Annotated in this window: 24 protein-coding genes and 6 tRNA genes; 15 read left to right on the forward strand and 15 right to left on the reverse strand. The window is 40.5% G+C overall.

From position 1 onward, the window contains the following. The first annotated feature begins 95 nt into the window (after positions 1 to 95). On the forward strand, positions 96 to 944 hold the full coding sequence (locus AAEU29_RS04665) for a DUF72 domain-containing protein (RefSeq protein ID WP_421972265.1): 849 nt from the start codon (positions 96 to 98) through the stop codon (positions 942 to 944). Between the two features lies 1 nt (position 945). On the opposite strand, the gene AAEU29_RS04670 is transcribed toward AAEU29_RS04665, so the two are convergent. Continuing rightward, positions 946 to 1611: a M15 family metallopeptidase gene (locus AAEU29_RS04670; protein WP_421972266.1), complete on the reverse strand. Its 666-nt coding sequence runs from the start codon at positions 1609 to 1611 to the stop codon at positions 946 to 948. Here AAEU29_RS04670 and AAEU29_RS04675 point away from each other — a divergent pair. Further along, complete coding sequence (locus tag AAEU29_RS04675) at positions 1602 to 2135, forward strand: M48 metallopeptidase family protein (RefSeq protein ID WP_421972267.1); 534 nt, start codon at positions 1602 to 1604, stop codon at positions 2133 to 2135. The two genes, AAEU29_RS04670 and AAEU29_RS04675, sit on opposite strands and share 10 nt — an antisense overlap. An 81-nt stretch (positions 2136 to 2216) precedes the next feature. Here AAEU29_RS04675 and AAEU29_RS04680 read toward each other — a convergent pair whose 3' ends face one another. Then, positions 2217 to 2900, reverse strand: a complete 684-nt coding sequence (locus tag AAEU29_RS04680) for a DUF3334 family protein (protein ID WP_372771449.1) — start codon at positions 2898 to 2900, stop codon at positions 2217 to 2219. A gap of 183 nt (positions 2901 to 3083) precedes the next feature. Between AAEU29_RS04680 and cmoA the strand changes: the two genes are divergently transcribed. From cmoA to AAEU29_RS04705, 5 genes are all read left to right on the forward strand, one after another. Further along, positions 3084 to 3806: a carboxy-S-adenosyl-L-methionine synthase CmoA gene (gene cmoA / locus AAEU29_RS04685; RefSeq protein WP_421972268.1), complete on the forward strand. Its 723-nt coding sequence runs from the start codon at positions 3084 to 3086 to the stop codon at positions 3804 to 3806. Positions 3807 to 3817: 11 nt separating this feature from the next. Then, positions 3818 to 4786 carry a tRNA 5-methoxyuridine(34)/uridine 5-oxyacetic acid(34) synthase CmoB gene (gene cmoB / locus AAEU29_RS04690; RefSeq protein WP_421972269.1) on the forward strand — a complete coding sequence of 323 codons (969 nt, stop codon included), beginning with the start codon at positions 3818 to 3820 and terminating at the stop codon, positions 4784 to 4786. Between the two features lie 191 nt (positions 4787 to 4977). Beyond that, on the forward strand, positions 4978 to 6018 hold the full coding sequence (gene purM, locus AAEU29_RS04695) for a phosphoribosylformylglycinamidine cyclo-ligase (protein WP_038640961.1): 1041 nt from the start codon (positions 4978 to 4980) through the stop codon (positions 6016 to 6018). Then, the gene (purN, locus tag AAEU29_RS04700; RefSeq protein ID WP_421972270.1) at positions 6018 to 6656 is read left to right on the forward strand and encodes a phosphoribosylglycinamide formyltransferase; all 639 of its coding nucleotides are present in this window, start codon (positions 6018 to 6020) and stop codon (positions 6654 to 6656) included. Before purM ends, purN begins: the two co-directional genes overlap by 1 nt. After that, positions 6607 to 7359: a DUF3108 domain-containing protein gene (locus AAEU29_RS04705; RefSeq protein ID WP_421972271.1), complete on the forward strand. Its 753-nt coding sequence runs from the start codon at positions 6607 to 6609 to the stop codon at positions 7357 to 7359. Before purN ends, AAEU29_RS04705 begins: the two co-directional genes overlap by 50 nt. A gap of 68 nt (positions 7360 to 7427) precedes the next feature. Here AAEU29_RS04705 and AAEU29_RS04710 read toward each other — a convergent pair whose 3' ends face one another. After that, complete coding sequence (locus tag AAEU29_RS04710) at positions 7428 to 8192, reverse strand: class II glutamine amidotransferase (RefSeq protein ID WP_421972272.1); 765 nt, start codon at positions 8190 to 8192, stop codon at positions 7428 to 7430. A 242-nt stretch (positions 8193 to 8434) separates the two neighbouring features. On the opposite strand from AAEU29_RS04710, the gene fadE reads away from it, so the two are divergent. Further along, positions 8435 to 10885: an acyl-CoA dehydrogenase FadE gene (gene fadE, locus AAEU29_RS04715; RefSeq protein WP_421972273.1), complete on the forward strand. Its 2451-nt coding sequence runs from the start codon at positions 8435 to 8437 to the stop codon at positions 10883 to 10885. 93 nt (positions 10886 to 10978) lie between these two features. Further along, entirely contained in the window at positions 10979 to 12139 is a 1161-nt protein-coding gene (locus tag AAEU29_RS04720) for a hypothetical protein (RefSeq protein ID WP_421972274.1), read from the forward strand. 48 nt (positions 12140 to 12187) lie between these two features. Here AAEU29_RS04720 and AAEU29_RS04725 read toward each other — a convergent pair whose 3' ends face one another. Together AAEU29_RS04725 and AAEU29_RS04730 are read right to left on the reverse strand one after the other, a co-directional pair. Further along, positions 12188 to 13264 (reverse strand): DUF6136 family protein, encoded by a 1077-nt coding sequence (locus AAEU29_RS04725; RefSeq protein ID WP_421972275.1) that lies wholly within the window; start codon positions 13262 to 13264, stop codon positions 12188 to 12190. After that, on the reverse strand, positions 13257 to 13847 hold the full coding sequence (locus AAEU29_RS04730; RefSeq protein ID WP_421972276.1) for an ABC transporter ATP-binding protein: 591 nt from the start codon (positions 13845 to 13847) through the stop codon (positions 13257 to 13259). Before AAEU29_RS04730 ends, AAEU29_RS04725 begins: the two co-directional genes overlap by 8 nt. Before the next feature lie 132 nt (positions 13848 to 13979). On the opposite strand from AAEU29_RS04730, the gene AAEU29_RS04735 reads away from it, so the two are divergent. Beyond that, positions 13980 to 14507 (forward strand): prepilin-type N-terminal cleavage/methylation domain-containing protein, encoded by a 528-nt coding sequence (locus AAEU29_RS04735; RefSeq protein WP_274762934.1) that lies wholly within the window; start codon positions 13980 to 13982, stop codon positions 14505 to 14507. 32 nt (positions 14508 to 14539) lie between these two features. Here the strand turns inward: AAEU29_RS04735 and AAEU29_RS04740 are convergent, their stop codons facing one another. From AAEU29_RS04740 to dnaQ, 9 genes are all read right to left on the reverse strand, one after another. Continuing rightward, on the reverse strand, positions 14540 to 14806 hold the full coding sequence (locus AAEU29_RS04740; protein WP_421972277.1) for a hypothetical protein: 267 nt from the start codon (positions 14804 to 14806) through the stop codon (positions 14540 to 14542). Between the two features lie 296 nt (positions 14807 to 15102). Continuing rightward, a tRNA-Asp gene (locus AAEU29_RS04745) sits at positions 15103 to 15179 on the reverse strand. 22 nt (positions 15180 to 15201) lie between these two features. Beyond that, positions 15202 to 15278: transfer RNA gene (locus tag AAEU29_RS04750), tRNA-Asp, on the reverse strand. Positions 15279 to 15306: 28 nt separating this feature from the next. After that, positions 15307 to 15383, reverse strand: a tRNA-Asp gene (locus AAEU29_RS04755). Positions 15384 to 15418: 35 nt separating this feature from the next. Next, positions 15419 to 15495, reverse strand: a tRNA-Asp gene (locus AAEU29_RS04760). Between the two features lie 31 nt (positions 15496 to 15526). Continuing rightward, positions 15527 to 15603, reverse strand: a tRNA-Asp gene (locus tag AAEU29_RS04765). Positions 15604 to 15626: 23 nt separating this feature from the next. Continuing rightward, positions 15627 to 15703 (reverse strand) — tRNA-Asp (locus tag AAEU29_RS04770). Between the two features lie 123 nt (positions 15704 to 15826). Next, complete coding sequence (locus tag AAEU29_RS04775) at positions 15827 to 17167, reverse strand: TIGR03503 family protein (protein WP_421972278.1); 1341 nt, start codon at positions 17165 to 17167, stop codon at positions 15827 to 15829. Continuing rightward, positions 17167 to 17883 carry a DNA polymerase III subunit epsilon gene (gene dnaQ, locus AAEU29_RS04780; protein WP_421972279.1) on the reverse strand — a complete coding sequence of 239 codons (717 nt, stop codon included), beginning with the start codon at positions 17881 to 17883 and terminating at the stop codon, positions 17167 to 17169. Before dnaQ ends, AAEU29_RS04775 begins: the two co-directional genes overlap by 1 nt. Positions 17884 to 17945: 62 nt before the next feature. Between dnaQ and rnhA the strand changes: the two genes are divergently transcribed. Continuing rightward, positions 17946 to 18416 carry a ribonuclease HI gene (rnhA, locus tag AAEU29_RS04785; protein WP_421972280.1) on the forward strand — a complete coding sequence of 157 codons (471 nt, stop codon included), beginning with the start codon at positions 17946 to 17948 and terminating at the stop codon, positions 18414 to 18416. Between the two features lie 61 nt (positions 18417 to 18477). Further along, positions 18478 to 19332, forward strand: a complete 855-nt coding sequence (locus AAEU29_RS04790; RefSeq protein WP_421972281.1) for an MBL fold metallo-hydrolase — start codon at positions 18478 to 18480, stop codon at positions 19330 to 19332. Here the strand turns inward: AAEU29_RS04790 and AAEU29_RS04795 are convergent. Beyond that, a complete protein-coding gene (locus tag AAEU29_RS04795) occupies positions 19325 to 20095 on the reverse strand; it encodes a class I SAM-dependent methyltransferase (RefSeq protein ID WP_274762352.1) in 771 nt (256 codons plus the stop codon). The genes AAEU29_RS04790 and AAEU29_RS04795 overlap by 8 nt on opposite strands. Positions 20096 to 20155: 60 nt before the next feature. Between AAEU29_RS04795 and gloB the strand changes: the two genes are divergently transcribed. From gloB to AAEU29_RS04810, 3 genes are all read left to right on the forward strand, one after another. Beyond that, positions 20156 to 20914: a hydroxyacylglutathione hydrolase gene (gene gloB / locus AAEU29_RS04800; RefSeq protein WP_421972282.1), complete on the forward strand. Its 759-nt coding sequence runs from the start codon at positions 20156 to 20158 to the stop codon at positions 20912 to 20914. A 99-nt stretch (positions 20915 to 21013) separates the two neighbouring features. Beyond that, positions 21014 to 22585, forward strand: a complete 1572-nt coding sequence (locus tag AAEU29_RS04805) for a LysM peptidoglycan-binding domain-containing protein (protein ID WP_421972283.1) — start codon at positions 21014 to 21016, stop codon at positions 22583 to 22585. A 136-nt stretch (positions 22586 to 22721) separates the two neighbouring features. Next, on the forward strand, positions 22722 to 23342 hold a 621-nt coding region (locus tag AAEU29_RS04810; RefSeq protein WP_421972284.1), incomplete at its 3' end, for an IS4 family transposase.

The raw sequence follows: 23342 nt of genomic DNA on the forward strand, positions 1-23342 counted from the left end.
CGCCAATTATACTTAAGCGCTTTAAAAATGCGAGTGTAGAGAGTAAATTCCGTGTTTGATATGCTATAAAAATTCACTCACGATAAAGAAATGAAATGCTGTACTTAGGTTGCCCACAATGGTCCAGTAATCACTGGAAAGGACGTGTTTTTACAACACACTGTAAAAACAGTGACATGCTCACACAATACAGCCAAATTTTTAATACTGTTGAAGGCAATACCAGCTTTTATGCGGACCCGAGCCCTGCAGCAATCAATAACTGGTATCACAGCACCGGCGATGATTTTCGTTTTACCTTTAAAATCCCTAAACGCATCTCGCATCAAATGGCGTTGGAGGGAGTAAACAGTGAAATAAAAGCATGGCTTAATTTATTTGAACCGCTATTGCCAAAAATAGGTTCAATTATGTTACAACTTCCTAAATCTTGCTCACCAGAATTTGTACCACGTATTGCTTCATTTTTTGAACAATGGCCAAAATCAATCCCGCTTTCCATTGAAGTGCGGCATTTAGGTTTTTTCCAAAAAGACGATAACGAAAAGCATTTTAACCAACTGCTAATGCGCCACAATGTTGACCGCATTATTATGGATACCCGTGCACTCTTTTCTGAGCCTGCAAATACCGATGCCATAATAGACGCACAACAAAAAAAGCCGCGGGTGCCCGTAAACGTGATTGCCACAGGGCAACGACCAATTATCCGATTTGTTGGCTGTTCTAACTTAGCTGATAATTCGGCGTTTTATGCTCCTTGGATTAAAAAAATTACCGATTGGCAACGTGAAGGTAAAACACCGTATTTATTCTTTCATACCGCAGATAATCATGATTCAGCACATCTAGCACGACAATTTTGTTTAGAAAGCAAATTTAATCATGCAGTTACTTTACCTTTTCCAGCTGAAAAGGAAGCAAAACAAGCCGACCTATTTTGAGTCACTCAATGGGTATATCAAAATAGCTATTCTTATAAGGCTCATCTTTTAAAGTGAAATGCCACCACTCTTCTTTGAGTGGTTTAAATCCATGCAGAGCCATTACTTTTGCAAGCAACATCCTATTTGCTTTTACCTGCGAAGATAAATGTGGATTTTGCCCTGCCGACAATGGTGAAAAATAATCCCAAGGCGTGCCCATATCTAATGGTTCGAGACTGTCTTTTTCAACCAAGGTAATATCAACGGTGCTTGCTCGAGAGTGCCCTGATTTTGCCGCAATATAGCCTTTACTAAAAAGCTCATTTTTTGCCTCTTTAGGGTAATAAAATGCCTTCATCTTGGTGTCGTTAATATCGTTAGCCCACGACACAAAGTGGTCAACTGCTCGCTGTGGACGATAGCAATCAAATACTTTGATGGTTAAACCAAACGTTAAAAAATCAGATTGTGCAGCAACTAATGCGCTAGCAGCTTTTTCACTGAGTAAACATTTAGCGCTTTGATAGCCATTAATTATTGTACCAACAAAATTATTGTCAGTGAAATAACGCATTTCCGTTACAATACCACTTTTATACTCTGAAATATCAACCAGCTTAGGCTTCGCATCAACTGAAAAGCAGTAACTAAGTAATAAAATAATAGCGAGAGAATATGGCTTCATCGACACGTCCTGTTGATTTTATGAACTACTTTAGCGCGTACCCAGAACAAATAAAAGCGCAAGTTGAAGCATTAATAAACTCTGGCAAATTGGCTCGTTATTTTGAAAAGAAATACCCTATTGCCCATCAATTTAAATCTGAAAAAGCCTTATATGATTTTGCCACTGGCTTGAAGCAGCACTATTTAAAAAATGCGCCAAAATTAAACTCAGTAAAATATGAAAAACAAAAAGACCTTGTGCTCAATGCCCTAGGAACGCATACCTTTAAACGCCATGCACACGGCAAAAAACTAAAAGCTCAGCACCACATTGCAATTGCGAATCAACTAAAATACGCACCAGAAGAAATTTTAAAAACATTAGTAGTGCATGAGCTTGCGCATTTTAAAGAAAAAGACCACAACAAAAGCTTTTATAATTTATGTTGTCATATGCAGCCGGACTATTTTCAAGGCGAGCTCGACCTTCGGCTATTTATGGTGTTATGTGATCGAGGTGAAAACTTTTACGAAACATTGTAAAAGCAAGCATGCTATTGAATGTATAACAAGGTATGAATAAAAAAGGCCTCAAGTTGAGGCCTTAAAAGAAATAGGTAGGTTTTATAGTCCAAGCTCGGCCATAAAATCATCATCAATATCATCATTTGCTGATGACGTTACATCGGGCTTTTTCGCCGGTTTTGCCTTTTCACTGGCAATAATATCGTCAGGGTCAACCGCTTCTGAAATATCAAAGTCATGTAACTTGATAAATTCTGTTTTATCCATTGCTAGTTCTAGATAGAAAATATGTTGATTTTCTGTAGTGAAGGTAACGCGTCTTGCTTGTGGTCTATCCATGGTGGTATCAACTGATATCTGTACTTGCTTGTTGATTGCCATCATTTTAGGTTGGTTTTGCGTGATTGATGTGTGTAACTGCTCGCGTACTTTATTAGTAAAATCACCTACCACTTGGTTCATTAATTCACCAAGCACATTAGACACATCATCTGACAAATGACTTTTCGCAATTTCGCTTTCGGGCATACCCATATTACGCATGTAGTCGCCATAAATTTCCATCGCAGCTTGTGCGGTAAAGTTCTTAACCACAAGGCCCGTAAAGCCACCATCAAACAGTACAAAACAACCGATATCGGGGCGCATGCAAGTACGGGTAATTTTCTGCACCATGGCAGAATACGTAATTTGGTTATTGGTTGCCGCCGAAAGCACTTCGGTTACTGATTTACATAAAGTCGCTAAAATATCTTCGGTGCTAATTGTATTATTTTTTCTCATTCTCACTATGCCTCAAACTGCAACTATATTGAGTATAGTCAGCAAACTACACCTAATTAACAAAAGAGAAAACTAAATTTTACTAAAAACATCAAAATTTTAATTAATGATTGTGTGAAGGCACTGACTAATGACGAGAAAAAACGTAAAATATGCCGATTAAAAGCTTGAGAGATCACGTAAGTGAGTAAAGACACTATTTACGCCAACCAACAAGCCGTTAAGGATTTCACCTTTGATGAGCGTGTGGTTGAAGTATTTCCAGATATGATCCAGCGCTCTGTACCTGGCTATGCAACCATTGTAAGCACAATGGGTAAGCTTGCGGGCCAATATGCGCAAAACAACTCTAATTTATATGATTTAGGCAGCTCGCTTGGCGCGGTAACGTTGAGCATGCGCCGAAATATCGACAAACAAAATTGCCAAATTATCGCGGTTGATAATTCAGCAGCAATGGTTGAGCGCTGCAAACTTCACCTTGAGGGCTTTCGCTCGGATGTACCTGTAACTGTTGAGTTGGCCGACATCAACGACATTGAAATTAGCAATGCATCGGTTGTAGCACTTAACTTTACATTGCAGTTTATTCCTCAGCCGCAGCGCTTTGCGTTATTAGAAAAAATTTACCAAGGATTAAATCCGGGTGGGGTGTTACTACTCAGTGAAAAAATTAAGGGTGAAAATACCTTAGTAGACGATTTACTGATTGATCTTCACCATGACTTTAAGCGTGCCAACGGTTATTCAGAACTTGAGATTAGCCAAAAACGCAGCGCTATTGAAAACGTTATGCGCCCAGAAACACTGACTGCTCATTTTGAACGCTTATCTAACATTGGCTTTCAACATACCCAAGTGTGGTATCAGTGTTTTAACTTCTGCTCAATGATTGCAATTAAATAATAGGGTTAAAAATGAATAACTGGTTTACTGATTTTTACGCAGCAATTGCAAAATCGCCTTTGAGCCACTGGTTAGAAACATTACCAGCACAACTTAGCCACTGGCAACGCGAAGCGCAACATGGCGATTGGCCTAAATGGGAAAAAGTACTTAAGAATTTACCTGAGTCAAATACCAAGCACATTTACATTCAAGATAAAGTTGAGTTTGGTGACGCGTCGGAGTTAAGTGAAGGGCATACAAAACAGCTTGAGCATTTGCTAAAGCGCATGATGCCTTGGCGTAAAGGCCCGTTTACCATTCATGGTTTGCATATTGATACTGAGTGGCGCAGCGATTGGAAATGGGATCGTCTATTACCACATATTTCAGATCTTTCTAAACGCACTGTGCTCGATATTGGTTGTGGCTCGGGTTATCACTTATGGCGCATGCGCGGCGCAGGCGCTGAGTTTGTTGTGGGTATTGACCCATCCGATTTATTCTTAAGCCAATTCCAAGCGATTAAACACTTTAACCCAGATCCTAATGTGCATCTTTTACCGTTAGGCGTAGAGCAATTACCTGAGCTAAAAGCGTTTGATACGGTATTTTCGATGGGTGTGTTATATCACCGTCGCTCACCGATTGATTTCTTATCACAACTAAAAGCACAGTTACGCCCTGGTGGTGAGTTAGTGCTTGAAACTTTAGTGGTTGAAGGTGATGTCAATACCGTATTAATGCCAACTGACCGCTACGCAAAAATGCGTAATGTTTGGTATATCCCAAGTACCGCAGCATTAACTTTGTGGTTAGAGCGCGTTGGTTTTAAAAATGTGCGTGTAGTAGATAACGACCAAACCTCACTCGCAGAACAACGTAAAACGGATTGGATGACAACAGAATCACTAGCCGATTTTCTTGATCCAAACGATGTAAATAAAACTATCGAGGGCTACCCTGCTCCGCTTCGTGCCATCTTAATTGCCGAAGCCTAATCGTGCTCACACTCTAAGTTACTCTCAAGCAAGCGATTATTTGTTTGCTTGAGAGCCACACCCGACACTTCTTTAAACTTCTTGGACAAATGTCCTCATCCAGTTGCAATAAATGTGGTAGCAACGCTTGAAATCAGGTAAAATGCGCGCAATTTTTTATGCAACCCACATGCAACCGTTAAGGAATTTCCGTGAGCGAACAGAAACAATCTTTAAGCTATAAAGATGCAGGCGTAGATATCGACGCTGGTAACGCATTAGTTGAACGTATCAAAGGCGTAGTTAAGAAAACTCGTCGTCCAGAAGTAATGGGCGGCATTGGTGGTTTTGGCGCACTTTGTGAACTACCAACTGGCTACAAAGAACCAGTACTTGTTGCAGGTACCGACGGTGTTGGTACTAAATTACGTTTAGCAATTGACCTTAAAAAGCACGATACCGTTGGTATCGACTTAGTTGCTATGTGTGTGAACGATTTAATCGTTCAAGGTGCTGAGCCACTATTTTTCTTAGATTACTACGCAACTGGTAAACTAGACGTTGATGTTGCTGCTGACGTAGTAACGGGCATTGGTAAAGGTTGTGAGCTTTCTGGCTGTGCACTTATCGGTGGTGAAACTGCTGAAATGCCTGGCATGTACGAAGGCGACGACTACGATATGGCAGGTTTCTGTACCGGTGTTGTTGAGAAATCAAAAATCATCGACGGCACTAAAGTAGCTGCAGGCGACCAACTAATTGCGCTTGCATCAAGTGGCCCTCACTCAAACGGTTATTCATTAATTCGTAAAGTACTTGAAGTATCTGGTGCTGATACAAATGCTGAGTTTGAAGGTAAAACATTAGGCGAGCACCTAATGGAGCCTACACGCATTTACGTTAAATCAATTTTAGAACTGCTAAAAGATGTTGATGTACATGCGCTATCACATATCACAGGCGGTGGTTTCTGGGAAAACATTCCACGCGTATTACCTGAATCTGCAAAAGCAGTGGTTAAAGGTGATAGCTGGCAGTGGCCTGCTGTTTTCAACTGGTTACAAGAAAACGGCAATATTGAAACTCACGAAATGTACCGTACATTCAACTGTGGTGTAGGTATGATTTTAGTAGTACCTGCAGACAAGCTTGAGCAAAGCTTAGAAATCTTAAAAGCGCAAGGCGAAGATGCATGGCACATTGGTGAAATCCAAGCTGCTAGCGCTGGCGAAGAGCAAGTAGAAATTATCTAATGACTAGTAAAATCGTCGTTTTAATTTCTGGTAGCGGCTCGAACCTTCAAGCCATTATTGATTCGGTAAAAGCTGGTCAAATTAATGGTGAGATCTGTGCGGTTATTTCTAACCGCCCAGATGCTTATGGCCTTACTCGTGCTGAAAATGCTGGGATTAATACACTGGTATTAGATCATAAGGCATTTGCTAGCCGTGAAGACTATGACGCTGCGTTAATGGAAAAAATTGACGCTTTTAGTCCAGATCTAGTTGTATTAGCTGGTTTTATGCGTATTCTAACTCCTGGCTTAGTGCAAAATTATTTAGGACGAATGTTGAACATTCATCCATCTTTGTTGCCTAAGTATCAGGGTCTGAATACCCACCAAAGAGCATTGGATGCAAAAGACAAAGAGCATGGAGTAAGCGTACACTTCGTTACTGAAGAATTAGACGGCGGTCCTGTTGTTTTGCAGGCCAAAGTTGCTATTGAGTCAGACGATACAGCGCAAACGTTAGCCGAACGTGTTCACCAACAAGAGCACATTATTTATCCTTTGGTGGTTCAGTGGTTCTGTGAAAAACGACTAACAATGGAAACAGATAATGCAGTTCTTGATGGCCAAGTTCTTCCAAAGCAAGGCGCTACAATCTAAATTTCTTATGGGTGCGGTTCTTACCAGCGCCCTTTTCTCGCCATTTCTCTCGGCATCAACACATCAACTTCAATCTTACCAAGCTGAATACGATATTTTGCGCCAAGGCGAACGCCATGGTAGTGCATTTCGTCGCTTAACTGTTACTAATGATAGCTGCGAACTCAGTTATAAAAGTGATATCAAGTGGATGATTTTTAATGATAAGCGCTCTGAACAAGCAACTTTTGATTGTGCCAATGGTGAAATCAAACCGCTGCAATATGTAATGGAGCGAGAAGGCACAGGCCCTGACCGTAAATATACATTAAACTTTGATCACCAAACTAAGCAAGTAACCTCGAATGCTTCAAAATATCCGCTTGATATTAATTGGGAAAATGGCCTTCAAGACTTAATTAGTTATCAAGCACAAATGCGTTTAGATTTGTTAGCGGGCAAAAAAGAGTTTGATTACCCTATCGTTGATAAAAAAGGTAAAGCTCGCCATTACCGCTTTGAAATATTAGGCACTGAAACCATCACGCTACCCTTTGGCAACGTTGAAACCATTAAAGCCAGACGTGTTTACAATAATGATAAACGCCAAGCGCTCGCATGGTTTGCACCAAGTATGGATTACTTACTGGTACGCATGTGGAAAGGTGAAAAAGGCGTTGAGCAATTTGACGTACAATTGAAAAGTTACGAAGTTAAAAAGTAATTTTGAATCTATTCCAAACAAAAAAGCAGCGACAATTCGCTGCTTTTTGTCTATGAAAGATAGTGTTTTTAAACTGCTACACCAAGCTTAAATAAAACAAATTCGCCAGCTTCCATTTTATGCCATGATTCATTATCTGTAAGTGGACGCGTGGCAATCACAGTAACAATATCATTCGGTGTGGTTTCTTTTTTGAAATCAACAATTAAGTCTGCATCAATTAAGCGTGCTTCACCAAAAGGTGCTTTACGGGTGATCCAATGTAAATTGTTTGAACACACCGCAAGTACATAGATGCCATCACTTAACAACATGTTAAATACACCTTTTGCTTGTAACTGTTTCGCAAGCTTTGCTGCATAGCGAAATACCACTTTCATATCGCTCGGCTTTTTAGGGTATTTTTTGCGGATCTCATCCAAAATCCAACAAAACGCAAGTTCACTGTCGGTATTACCAACAGGTTTATAAAAGTCGGGTTTTAAGTCTTGGTAGTTAGAAAGTTGCCCATTGTGCGCATACGTGATTTCCCTACCCCATAACTCACGCGTAAAAGGATGGGTATTTTCAAGACACACACGGCCGCGATTACCTTGCCGTATATGACTGATGACAGAACAACTCTTAATTGGGTAAGCTTTAACAAGTTTAGCAATCTCAGACGTGCAGCTTGGCTCTGAGTCTTTAAAGGTACGACAGCCTTTACCTTCGTAAAAAGTAATGCCCCAACCATCTTTATGCGGTCCTGTATTACCACCGCGCTCTAATAATCCAGAAAAGCTAAAACAAATATCTGTTGGCACATTCGCTGACATGCCGAGCAACTCACACATTGCATCTACTACCCATATAAACTTAATGAGATTATTCTAACTTATCAGTCAATTACCGCAAGACAGGAAAACACTGAAAGCGACTTTAATTTAGCTATACTTATTAGAATGTAATTAAGGTAATTACACTGTTTGAGAGCACATTTGTACGCTCAAAAAAGCAATAATTTGTCTTGAATCTCTGGTACTGAAAAGCTAATCTTAAAGAGAATCTGGTCAGACCTCTTACAAGGATAATATCTATGACTGCTTTATTTGTACTCGGTTTGCTTGGTTGCTTAGCTGTTGCTAGCTACCACAGAGCAAACTGGCATACTCATTTAACCGTTACCGCTGCGGTATTGTTGATTGGCTCATTTATGGGTGCTTTCTCAATGATCAGTTGGTTAATTTTCTTAGCGATTGCTATTCCATTGTCGGTGACGAGCATTCGCCGTCAGTACATTGTTGAGCCTATTTTCAAAGCATTTAAAAAAGTGACGCCAAGCATGAGCGACACAGAAAAATCAGCGATTGATGCAGGTACTACATGGTGGGAAGCAGATCTGTTCTGTGGTAACCCTAACTGGAAAAAAATGCACCAGTACCCTGTGCCACGTTTATCAGCTGAAGAGCAGGCATTTCTTGACGGCCCAGTCGAAGAAGTGTGTGCAATGTTAGATGATTGGGAAGCAACCCATGAACTAACAGACTTACCGCAAGATGTTTGGCAATATCTAAAAGACAATAAATTCTTTGCCATGATCATCAAAAAGCAATACGGTGGTCTAGAATTTTCAGCCTACGCACAATCATGCGTGCTACAAAAGCTAACATCGAAATCAACACTACTTTCATCAATTGTAGGTGTACCTAACTCGTTAGGCCCAGGTGAGCTTCTGCAACACTACGGTACTCAAGAACAAAAAGACCACTACTTACCTGGCCTTGCCAAAGGTGATGAAATCCCATGTTTTGCGCTTACTTCACCAGAAGCCGGTTCAGATGCGAGCTCAATCCCTGATTTTGGTATTGTTTGTAAAGGCGAATGGAACGGTGAAGAAGTGTTAGGTATGCGCCTAACATGGAACAAGCGTTATATTACACTCGCGCCAGTTGCAACCGTGCTTGGTCTTGCATTTAAACTACGTGACCCAGATGGTTTACTAGGTGATAAAGAAGATTTAGGTATTACTTGTGCCCTTATTCCAACAAACACCCCAGGCGTTAAAATTGGTCGCCGTCACTTCCCGCTAAACGTGCCGTTCCAAAATGGTCCTACGCAAGGTGAAGAAGTATTTGTACCTATCGATTACATCATTGGTGGTGCGAAAATGGCTGGTCAAGGCTGGCGTATGCTGGTTGAATGTTTATCGGTTGGTCGTGCTATTACATTACCATCAAACTCTGCAGGTGGTATTAAAGCACTTGCGCTTGCCAGTGGTGCATATAGCCGTATTCGTCGTCAGTTCCGCTTACCTATCGGTAAAATGGAAGGTATTGAAGAGCCACTAGCAAAACTTGGTGGCTATGCTTACAGCTCAGATGCTGCAGTTTCAATGTCTACAGGTGCTGTTGATTTAGGTGAAAAACCGTCGGTAATTTCAGCTATTTTAAAGTATCACCTAACAGAGCAAATGCGTGATTCAACTAAACACGCTATGGATATTCATGGCGGTAAAGGCATTTGTTTAGGCCCAAATAACTACCTTGGCCGTGGTTATCAAGGTGCGCCAATTGCGATTACAGTAGAAGGTGCAAACATTCTAACACGTAATATGATTATTTATGGTCAAGGTGCCATTCGTTGTCATCCGTTTGTGTTATCAGAGCTTGAAGCATGTAACATTGAAGACAAAGAAGCAGCACTTGCACAGTTTGATAAATCTCTGATGGGCCACATTGGCTTTACCATTTCGAACTTTGCACGCACTGTATGGCTTGCACTAACAGGTGCACGTTTTACTAAAACGCCTTATGATGATGAAACAGCGCTATTTTATCGCACCGCAACGCGTTACAGTGCATCGCTTGCGTTAATGTCTGATATTTGTATGGCCGTTTTTGGTGGCTCACTAAAGCGTAAAGAGCGTATCTCAGCACGTTTAGGTGACTTGTTAAGCTATCTATACTTAGTATCTGCAACGCTTAAGCGTTACAACGATGAAGGTCGTCGTAAAGAAGACTTCGCCCTTGTTCAGTGGAGCTGTCAAGATCACTTATATCTTTGCCAACGTGCACTAGCTGATCTTATCAACAACATGCCGTTTGCACCGCTTCGTGGTTTCTTAAAGCTCGTGTTATTCCCGTGGGGTCGCCCAATTCGCAAACCAACAGACGAATTAGAGCAAAAAGTAGCACGTTTACTGCAAACACCAAGCGAAACGCGCGATCGTTTAGCACATAATATTTATGTTACTAACGAGCCATTAAACCTAATTGGCCGCCAAGAGCAAACGCTAAAAGACATTCTTGCTGTTGAACCTATCTTCGACAAAGTATGTCGTGCTAAAGGCGATAAGCTGCCATTCTTTGCACTTGATAAAGTGGCAGAGATGGGACTTGAGCTAGGTGCAATTACAAGTGATGAAGCCGAGCAATTAAAAGCTGCAGAAGTAGGTCGCTTACAAGTTATCAATGTAGATGATTTTGACCCTGCAGACTTATTGGCAGGTAAAGCTGCTCACTCTGTTAAGAAGGTAAAAGCTGCATAAGCTACTTCTTAACCTATTGATTGTGTTATAAACTAAGCCAGCATTTGCTGGCTTTTTTATGCCCAGCTGAAAATAAGAATGAAAGGAATCAGAGTGAAAAAAATTGTATTCATAATAGCTTCTGTTTTAGCTTTATGTATTTTTTACATTTTATTTGGTGCTAACCTAGCGCGACCCGAACCTTCAATACAGATAGTGTCGAAAAGTAAAACAAACACTGAAAATATATTGCTTCAAAATAATGTTCAGAATGCTTCGCAACTCCCAAACAAAGAATTAATAAGTTCCCACACTGAAGCTAAAACAGAATCTCATACAAAAGATCATAAGATAGCCACATGTGACAAAGAGCCTAACTTTGATATCTATAGTTATTTTGCAACAAAGCACAAGTCAGAGGTTAATATCTTCGATGAAAATTATTTCAGCAAGTTTCTTAAAGATAATGCTGTCACATTAGAAAGTAAAACCACTGAAGCGCTCTATTCTTTAGCTATGAATTCAGATTTAATCAGCTCGTTACTTTCCCTCTTTCAAGATTTTCCCGATAACAAACTGATTGCTTATCACGTGTTAGTTGCGTGCAAAAAACAAAAATGTGATGAAAAACTTATTACGAACGCACTTTATACTGACAGACATAATGGTGCGAGCTGGCTTGCATACGCGAATCTAATTCACAATGAAACTTCACCTGAAGACACAATTAATGCACTCATAAATGCAGCTAATGCACCAACTTACACAGAATATTGGTCAGAAAGCTATACCCTAGTTGAAGAGACCCTTAATCAATTAGGAATTAATACTGATTACTCTCCTATGCTAGCTATATCTATATCTTCAGCATTCCCCCTTCCTAGTTTTCAAGTGATTAATAAAATTTGTCAGGATGCACAGTCAAACAACATTAAATTAATTGATGCGTGTATTAATCTAGGTAAACAATTAGAGCAAAGCCAAAGTACACTTATTTCTGCTGCAATTGGCATCGGTTTGCAAAGAAATATCTATGAAAAATTAGGTGATGAAAATGCACTTAGTTTTTTAAAAGAAAAATCGCAAGAGTTTAATTTGCAGCTTCTGCGAGGAGCCAAAGCTTCACAACTAGTGTTACGAAATAAACAACAAGCTCTTGCCTATTTTGAACATTTAAAAAATAGCAGTGAAGTCGAAGCAAATACCTATATTATCGACCAAGCAATAGCGCTTAGTAATCAACCACACTTAGATCCTTGCGAAATTAACTGGTGATTGAATTTAGCTTCCACTTCAAAATGTTTACTTGTGTGACGAAAGTTCTTAATACACCCAATAGTTAATCGTTACCATTAAGCCATTAATGACAAACCAACCAAGGGCATAATGGGTTGGTTTATACTTAGCAACCGCAATTGTTAACACACCAGCGACGGCAAAAATAATTAAACTTTGCATACTTACTACAATTAATTGCAAACTCATTAAACCAATCACTGCCAAGCTCATAGGCACAACATATTGACCATAAACTAACGTATTCGCATTGCGTAAACTGTTTAACCACAATTTATACTGCAACACGCATTCGTTCTGATTAAGTTGCTGACTTGAAGCAATATAAACAATAAACGGCGATATAAAACAATGAACAAAAAATCCCAAATCTGGCCGTTGTAAATTTAGTACATTTGCACATACCCATAAGGCAAGTAATATTAATACACGCCACCAAATTTCAGCGAAAGCATGGCAATGATAACTGACCCAAAAGCCAAAATTAAATCCCACCAACCGTTTGAAAAAAAGGCTATTTGGCCAAAATGCAACGCCAACTAACAGTGCAATATAACTGCTTAGTAACGTCTGTAAGCTCAAATCAAATAGCACTGGCAGTAGAATTACCGAGATTATATAGAGCTTTATTCGTGCAGGTTTGAAGGTGGCAACAAAGCCACTGCCGAGCACACAAATACTAAACACTACAAAATGAAGAGCTTGTTGCCATTTGCTCAAATCTAACGACAGCAACAAAGGCACACTCAGTAAAAATACTAAATTACCTGCTAAAGCCAAAACGTAATCACATAGTACGCGCATTGCTTTACTGGCGAATGAGCGTTGAAAAAGGCGGTGTTTTATATCAAGCGCACCTTTACTCAATGCAACACTGAGCTCACTTTGCATAACGATTAATGCAACCGATAATAAAATACTTAACGAAGGGTCCTGCGTCATAACTTTGCCAAGCGCAAGGTAAATTAACAGAATAAGCGCAGGAAAAGCGGTATACATAAACAGCGCTAAAATAACGCCTAATTGCTTTAATTGACCTAATTGTTCAGCAATATAATGATGATAAGCCGATATGCGGTATTCGAAAAATGAAAACTTACGCACTTATCAACGCCTGTATTTCAAATCCAGATTGTAGAAATGGTTCTGGCTCATGGCTGGTTAAAATGACTTGGCCTTTAAACTCATCAATACATGCAAGCAGCACAGGCACACTTTTATGCTCAAGTGCCGCAGTGGGCTCATCCAATAACAACACTGAGGCTTTGCGCATAAACGCATTTATCAGTTGAAGCTTTTTAAGATTTCCACTCGAAAGATTAATCACTTTAGTATGTAAAAAGTCATTAAAGGCAAATCGCTTTACTAGGTTTTCAAGATTGTCACAATCTTGATGCATAAGAGTTAGATCTAATACTTGTTTAGCTGTTAGAAACTCTGGAAAGATAATTTTATCACTCGCTAAAGCGACATTCGTTTGTAAAAACCGAGCATTGGCGCTTTGGTCTTGCAGTAAAATCTCACCTTGTTGAAATGATTCCAACCCTGCAAGCATGGCTAATAGCGTTGATTTACCAAGACCATTTGGTCCGGTGATTAAGACACGTTGAGAAGTTAATTGGCAGGTATAATCTGAAAACACAACTTTATCAAAATAAAGTTTGGTTAAACTGCGGATTTGAAACAAACGACCTTCCCTTCCATCTTGAATGCGTTTTGATGAGTAATTTTGCTTATTTATACACCCATAGTCAAAGACTTATGATTGGCTATACTATAAACTACAAAAAATATCGCAGTCATCAGAGGCAATAAACCAATGAAAAACCATGGCTTTACACTTATTGAGTTGATCATTGTGATTGTTATTCTAGGGTTACTCGCCGTTGTCGCGGCTCCTCGATTCTTAAATCTACAGCAAGCGTCACGTATTAGTGTACTAGAGGCAACAGCTGCTGCCATGAAAACAACAGCAGAGCAGATAAAAGCCAAAGCATTGGTACAAAACGTTAAAAATGGCAACGTTGAACTGGATGAGCTTGGTATTAATGTGCTGGTGTATAACGGCTACGTTGAAGGTTATTGGAATGGCGCATGGCGTTATATTTTAAATATTGGTAAAGAAATCCCCTTTACGTCAGCAACTGCAGTTTGCACTTTAAATGATCTATGTGGCGTTGGCAGGCAACGCACTGCGCCCGGTTTCCCACTAACCACAAATGGTTCTGCAGGACTTATTTTAATTTGGCCAAATGGATTGCGTCTCTCAGATCAATGCTACGCTTATTATTACAATCAAGAAGATGGCACAACCCCAAATACAGGTGTTGTTACCGCTGGGTGTTAAAAGCCAACAATTGTTGACTGATATTGAGAGTTTTAGTTTTGCGTATTATCAAAACACTGCTTCAAGCTAAACAGCATGCCCTTTTTCAAACCATCAACATATAAACTTGATCGTAGAGTGCCTTCAGCAGTTTCGCCCCGCATAATGCCACCAGCAGTAAATTTGAAAAGCACTTTATTACCTCTCACCTTTTGACATAACTCACGCTCTTTGACTTGGTAACCGACCGCGAATCCTACAGGCCACATTGCAACCAACATCCCAACAACAGTAAGCATCAATATCACAACTTTTTTCATTACTCTCTTTCCCAAAAAAATTTGCCATAGCCTAAACCTGGGAAACTGAATATCGGATTAATTAATCACAAAAACTAGTGCGCTACGAGTTAGTGAGTTATTTAATTTACATCACACACGGTTTTGATCAGAAGGCTAAAAAATAAAAGCGATAATAAGCGTGAAAAAAGGACTAACAGAGTGAGATTACAAATGATATTGATGTTGAAATAAAGTTTTAGATTGCTGATTTAGTAAAAAATGAGACTGAAAGCTAAAAGCTTATCGTTAACAATTGAATAAGGGGATAAATAAAATGGCGGAGTGGACGGGACTCGAACCCGCGACCCCCGGCGTGACAGGCCGGTATTCTAACCAACTGAACTACCACTCCGCATCGGGGAGAAATTTGCTAATGGCGGAGTGGACGGGACTCGAACCCGCGACCCCCGGCGTGACAGGCCGGTATTCTAACCAACTGAACTACCACTCCGCTGAGCAAATTTTTAAATGACATAAGATGGCGGAGTGGACGGGACTCGAACCCGCGACCCCCGGCGTGACAGGCCGGTATTCTAACCAACTGAACTACCACTCCGCAGCGAATATCATTTTAAATTGTTTTATTCCTAATGGCGGAGTGGACGGGACTCGAACCCGCGACCCCCGGCGTGACAGGCCGGTATTCTAACCAACTGAACTACCACTCCGCGAAGGAATAATGGCTACTCTTTAAATTAATGGCGGAGTGGACGGGACTCGAACCCGCGACCCCCGGCGTGACAGGCCGGTATTCTAACCAACTGAACTACCACTCCTAAAGAGTAACATTTGAAATAATTGGCGGAGTGGACGGGACTCGAACCCGCGACCCCCGGCGTGACAGGCCGGTATTCTAACCAACTGAACTACCACTCCGCATCATTTCAAACCTGCTAGAACTCACTTCTGACTTGACTCTCAGTGCTCCTTGACAGCGGCGTGAATAATACGAATCACCCCTATAAGAGTCAATAGTTTTTTTGTTTTTTTCTCGCTTTTTTACTCATCTGGCAGCGAAAGGTTCAAAATTTCATCTGAACTGTCTGATTTCTGCTCAGAACTCGCTACTTTTTGTTCTTTCTCGTCTTTTTTGTTTTTCTTAAACTTTAACGCCAAACCACCTAATAACGGTTTTTTCTGGATAAAGACACGGATAACAATAAAGCCAATGAGCATAATTAGTACATTACCTACCACAGCCCAAAGAATAATTTGTTCAACATCTAACTCAGGTTCAGGCGGTAACTCAGGCTCAAGGTTCATTTCCGGTACAATTGGTTTATCTTGCTCCGGCACTTTCTCAATTGGTTTGTCTATTTCAAATTCTTGCTTATCAACTTTAGCGACAAATTCGCGTCCATTTATATTGCTACCAAATAAGGTAAGTTCGACCTCATAAACACCCCAGTCATAATTAACGAGTTTTAATTCTCGTACCGCTTTGTCTTGTGCTTCTAAATTAAATACCTGCGTTTCACCATTTGGGTAAAAAATCGTGCCTTGGTAAATAAGCGAGTCAGCCTGCACTTTTTCAGTATTAACATTAATTGCTAAGTGATGGTGCTCTTCCCCTTCCGAAGCTTTCGTAAATTCAAAGCTAATAGGAGATTGTTCTACTATGATTGGGTCTTTAACTAAGCTACGTCTTAAAATTGGTGTGCGAACTTCATATTCCGGTTGCCACTCACCTGAAGCAAAGTTAAGTTCAAACTCACCAGTAAATACGCCATCACCGGGTCTTTCATCATAGCCTTTGCCATCATCCATTAATTCGGCAATAGGAACAGGCTTTGCGCCAAAGTTAAAGTACTCTTTATTATTGGTACTTACAAAATCCACATTTAGTGTTACTAAATCGCGAAACAACCCCTCTTCTATTGGCTTGCCGCCATTAGTTAATCGGCCTGTTACTTTAATCGTTTCGCCTTTAAATAATAGTGGTGGTAGCGCATCAACATGCAATTCAATGTCACTTAAAATCATTAATTTGCTTTCAGGCAGAATTTTGCCAATGGCTTGCCAGGGTCCTGGCATTGGGTTTTTCATTTTGACAATATCGTAGGTTTCATCATCAAACCATTCAATACTGGTATCGCGCAGAGATTCAGTGGCATAAATTTTACTGCCATCTGGCCGCACAAGAATTACTGCAGGAGTGCCTTTTTCACGAAAAAAGAGTAACGTTATTTCATCAACTTGATAATCGATACGAAAACGGTTGTCGAAAATTTTAAGTTCATTTTGATTGCTGTTTCGTTGAATAACCTCTAATTCGGTCTGGTTAGCAAAACAATGCGATATCAAAAATAAACTAAAACACCCTAACAACCATTTTTTCATTATGCTTCCTCAGTGAGCCAAAGGCAGTGGCCGCCCTTTTCATTAACTAAATTCAAGCGTTCAATATGCGCCGCTTGTTCTTCGTTATCGGCAAAAACCACATTTAGTCGAGGCCTATCCGGTGAAAGCCTGCGAATACCTTTGGTATTATCGCCACTTTGCCCTTCTTGATTAGCCAAATTTAAACTTACTTGGCCACCTGTCATGCCTAAATAGACATCAGCTAAGATCTCGGAATCGAGTAAAGCGCCGTGTAATGTTCGTTTGGAGTTATCAATATCATAGCGACGACAAAGTGCATCGAGGTTATTCTTTTGCCCAGGGTGCAAATCACGCGCCATCGCAAGTGTATCGAGCACTTGGCAAACATCATGGGTTTTCGGGTAGTTTTGTCTTAGCAGTGCAAATTCATGATCCATAAAGCCGACGTCGAACGCTGCGTTATGAATAACGAGTTCAGCACCTTTAATGTATTCTAAAAACTCAGCTGCAACATCACGGAACTTAGGTTTACCAGCAAGAAAGTCAGAGGTAATACCGTGAACAAAAATTGCTTCATCTTCAATATCGCGTTCAGGATCGATATACACGTGAAAGTTATTACCGGTTAGTCGGCGGTTCACTAATTCAACACAACCGATTTCAATAATGCGGTGCCCTTGTTTAGGATCGATACCTGTTGTTTCAGTATCCAGTACTATTTGCCTGTGAGCCATATCGTCAAATCATAAATTTTGTTATGTTAATAACTTCATTCTACATAAATAAAAGGCAAACTGTGCAAAAAAACGTAGAGATTTTTACCGATGGTTCGTGTCTTGGTAACCCAGGTCCTGGCGGTTATGGCACTTTACTTCGTTATAAAGGTCATGAAAAAGAGCTCAGCCAAGGGTATAAACTCACCACCAATAACCGAATGGAACTGCTTGCCGCAATTGTTGGCTTAGAATCTTTAAAAGAGCCTTGCCAAGTGATCCTTACTACCGATAGCCAATATGTTAAACAAGGTATTGAGTCGTGGCTCGCGAATTGGAAAAAACGTGGTTGGAAAACGGCTAGCAAGCAAGATGTAAAAAATAAAGATTTGTGGCAACGCCTTGATGTTGCCAATGCTAAACACCAGGTCGAATGGCGTTGGGTTAAAGGTCATGCCGGACATACAGAAAACGAACGCGTGGATGATTTAGCACGAGAAGCAGCAGAAAGTAGTCACTTACTAGAAGATAGCGGATTCGAAGCGCAAAGCTAGACCTCTTTATTACTCTATGATATATCTTATGCCATATTTGATATATCAAGTTTGCACACGTATGAACGTAACTATTGAAAGCTTCTTTCACAAACAATCGTCAACTATCAGTTATGTGGTATTCGATAATCGCAGCTTAAAAGCCATGGTTATCGATGCTGCACTTGATTTCGACTTGTCTTCTGGTGATATCGGTTATCAATTTGCCGACTCACTTATTCACTATATTGATAGTCACCATCTCGATGTAGATTGGATATTAGAAACCCACGCCCATGCAGATCATCTTTCAGCGGCACAATATTTAAAACAAAAACTGGGTGCCAAAGTCGCAACAGGAAAATACATCACGCAGGTTCAACAGCACTTTACTGAAGTATTTAACCTCACTACACCAACCGATGGCAGCCAATTTTGTCACCTGTTCGAAGATGGTGAAGTATTTTACCTAGGTGAAGAAGCAGTAACTGTGATGTTTACACCGGGGCATACACCAGACAGCGTCACTTATATTGTGGACCGCAATGCATTTGTTGGAGACACCTTATTTATGCCTGATAGCGGCACTGCCCGCTGCGACTTCCCAGGTGGTGACGCAAGTCAGTTATATCATTCTATTCAACGTATTTTTGAACTTGGCAACGACACACATTTATATATGTGTCACGACTACCAACCAAACGGCCGAGAAGTAAGTGTGGTTACAAGTGTAGAAGCACAAAAACAATATAATGTGCATTTGAAAAATGGTGTAAGCCAACACGATTATGTAAAAACAAGAGAATCACGTGATGCAGGGCTGGCTGTACCAAAATTAATTCACCCTTCTATTCAAGTAAATATCAATGCAGGGCATTTCCCTGAAGCCGAAGCCAATGGCACACGTTATTTAAAGATCCCGCTTAATTTTATTTAGATTCTCGTTTTGAACCATAAGAAGCGCTTCTCGGGGTGCTTCTTAGCCCTACACCCCTTACCGCTGGGTTAAACTGAGGCCTAGCATGCCATTTTGGCTTTATTGGCGTTAATGGTGCAACACGTTTTCTTGCCACAATCACATACACACTGCCTATTGGTTTTAAATAATGCTGACAAAATGATTGCCAAGCAGCAAAACGAGATAGCCTCTTACCGCGAGCAAGCGATGAGTAAATCGCCCGCTCTTCAAACACCACTTCAAAACCTAATAAATGCAGCCAATCCTTTACCCGTGCTGGGGTAAAAAAGCGCCCACTCCAAGGCAGTTTTTGTTTGGCAAAGGGTAATATCCTAGCAAGTCCGCAAAAGCTCAGCGGATTAAAACCACTTAAAACTAAATAGCCACCCGGCATAAGCACTCGGTGTACTTCGCGAAGACAATGATGTGGGTCTGTCACATACTCAAGACCATGACTTAAAATACAACCATCAACGGTCTGCTCCGAAAAAGGCAGTTCGTCGATATGCGCTCTTACACCCGCTTTACTCGAATTTGCGACATTAACTTGGTGTTTGATAACACAAGCTGAGGTATCAAGCTCTGCGCTAAGTTCGCCAATTTTTAATAAATGGTAACCAAAAATACGATTAAGCCACGGTGTGAAGATTTGCTCTATTTCTTCTTTCAAATATTCACCATGGGGAAAGTCATACCATGAATGTGGCTGAATTGGATTTTGTAAACTTAGCGCTGGTTTCAAGTATTTGCCTCGTTATAATGAAGTACATAGCACATAGTAAACATAACAGAGCACGTTAACATGGTACAAGTAATTCCCATTCCCGCATTTAATGACAACTACATTTGGGCCTTAATAAATAACAAGAATGTTTACGTGGTTGACCCAGGTGATGCTGCACCTGTTTTGACATATTGCCAAGAGCACCAATTATGTCTACAAGGTATTCTAATTACACACCATCATTGGGATCATACCAATGGCGTTGAGCAACTAGTTGCCCAGTTTCCTAAGCTGACGGTTTATGGACCAAACAACAGTCCATTTAAAGGCATAACTCATAAACTGGATGATAAACAAGTAATAAGCTTAGATGAGTTAGGCATCTCATTAAATGTTATGACGGTGCCAGGTCATACCCTTGACCATATCGCTTATTACAATGAAGAAATGCTATTTTGTGGCGACACTCTATTTAATGGAGGTTGCGGTCGTTTATTTGAAGGAACCCCTGCGCAAATGCTGACATCGCTTTTGCGCATCAAAGCGCTACCGAATACAACAAAGGTATATTGCACCCATGAATATACACGCGCCAACTTAAACTTTGCTGTTTTTATCGAACCAAACAATCAAGATTTAGTTAGTTACCGCGATGAACTGTCCAAACATAACAACATTTCATTACCCACAACAATTGCGGAACAAAAAGCAATAAACCCGTTTTTGCGCTCACACATTGATGACGTAAAAAACAGCATTATGACAAAAACAACAATAAACAATACCGATGACGTGAGTATTTTTGCGGCATTAAGGGAACTAAAAGATAATTATTAAATCTATTTATTAATTAATGATAAAAACAAATGAAATTGGCAATTTTTAGCCAAGATCGGTATTATTCTGCGTTCCGTTTTAACTCGGTAATTTGTATTAATGACTTATAAGCAATTAATTGCCCTAAGCGCCAGTGTGTGGCTTGTGGGTTGTCAAACGACAAATCAATCTCAATCAGAAAATACAATAGAGCCAAACTACAAAGTTGCAAGCTCTCAAGATGTATATGATGCATTAACCGTACTCGCACTTGCTGAAGAAGAGCAAGAAGTCATTGAACAAATCCCTGAATTTGATGATGTGTGGGAGCGAATTCGCTACCAACTTTCTATTCCTGTGCCACAAAATCGCGCGGTTGTAGCTGAGCGCAATTATTACGCGAAGCACCAGAAGTATATTGATCGTATTGCCAAACGAGGCGAGCCTTACCTTTACTATATCGTTGAGGAAGTTGAAAAGCGTCAAATTCCTATTGAAATTGCCCTTTTACCTATCGTTGAAAGTGCTTTCGACCCATTTGGTTATTCACATCGCAGCGCATCAGGCATTTGGCAATTTATGCCAGCAACCGGTGAGCGTTTTGGTTTAAAGCAAAACTGGTGGTATGACGGTCGTCGTGACATCACAGAATCAACACGTGCTGCGCTTGAATATTTAACTTACCTGCACAAAACGTTAGACAGTGATTGGTTAAATGCTATCGCTGCATATAATTCAGGTGAAGGACGCGTATTACGCGCCATTCAGAAAAACCGAAAAAAGCAATTGCCAACAGATTTCTGGTCGCTTGATTTACCACAAGAAACCACACAATATGTACCAAAACTTTTGGCTCTTTCAGACCTACTCGCTCGCTCTGAAGAATTTAAAATCACCTGGAATAAAATTGCTAACAAACCTGCCGTTGAATTGGTTAATACTGGCGGGCAGATTGACTTAGCCAAAGCCGCTGAAATGGCTGATATTCCAGTTACTGAACTATATAAATTAAACCCTGCGTTTAATCGCTGGGCTACCGACCCAACGGGACCTCATAAATTATTAGTACCTGTTGATAAAGCCTATGCTTTTAAAGCTAAGCTTGCCAAAATGGATGCTAAAGATCGCATTCGTTGGCAGCAGTACACAGTTAAATCTGGTGATAGCCTGTCAAAAATCGCAAAACAGTTTGATACCAGTAGCGATAGCATCAAAACAATTAATAAATTGCCGAATAACACCATTCGTATTGGCCAACAATTATTTGTGCCACTGAGTAATGGTGAAATAGATAACAATTTATTAAGCGGCCCAATGCGAGTTGCAGCAAACAATACTGCAAATCGTAAAACTACCCATACTGTGGTAAGCGGTGACAGCCTTTGGAAAATAAGCCGCAAGTATAAAGTCAGCACCAAAGACTTGATGAAATGGAATAAGCTTAGTAAAAATGCGACTTTAAGCCTTGGCCAAAAATTAACTGTTTTTCAACCTACCAGTTCGACCATCGCGGGTAATGTAACTGAGCGCACAATTACTTATAAAGTGCGAAAAGGTGATTCGCTTGCGCGTATTGCTGGCCAGTATAAAGTTTCAGTATCGGACATAATGAAATGGAATGGTATTGCTAAAAACCAATACATTCAGCCTGGGCAAAGACTTAAACTGAAAGTTGATGTAAAAACGGGTTAATTCCTATTCAAAATATAAAAAAGGCGCTATTAAGCTGTCTCTTATACACAAATCCCTGCTAAGAAATTAGCGGGGATTTTTTTGAACTAAACCTTTGTTCCGCGATCAGATCTTCAAACCTATTTTGGAGATAGCGATGCTAAACAATCATCAACAGTGGGCTGAACAGCAGTTTGGAAAAAGTAACCTCGGTGACCCTCGAAGAACAGCTCGTCTAGTAAAGTTAGCCTCATCTATTGCCAAGGAACCAGGAAAGCCACTCGTGAATATCGCCCAATCTCCCGCCGACATGGAAGGTGCTTACCGGTTTATCCGTAATGACCATGTTGATGCCAACGCAATAGCCGAGTCTGGATTTCAAGTCACCGCAGAGCAAGCATACTCACACAATTTACTGCTTGCACTCGAAGACACTACTACGCTGATTTATAAGCATCCTTCCATTCATCATAAATTGGGCCATGTTGGGCAAGGTAAAAAGCAACGAGGTATGTTGGCGCACAGTGTCTTACTTTTTGCACCACAAGATAATCAGGTTGTCGGCCTCATTGAACAATCACGCTGGAGTCGAGATATCAGTACCATAGGGAAAAGGGAACGACATGCCCAAATCCCGTATGAAGAAAAAGAGGGTTATAAATGGGAGTCAGCATCACGCGCGATGGCACAGCGGCTACAGACAAAAATGTCAGATGTTATATCGGTTTGCGATAGAGAAGCAGACATATACGAATACCTACAATATAAACTCACTGAA

It is taken from the genome of Pseudoalteromonas aquimarina, from assembly GCF_049257255.1.
Lineage (GTDB): Bacteria > Pseudomonadota > Gammaproteobacteria > Enterobacterales > Alteromonadaceae > Pseudoalteromonas.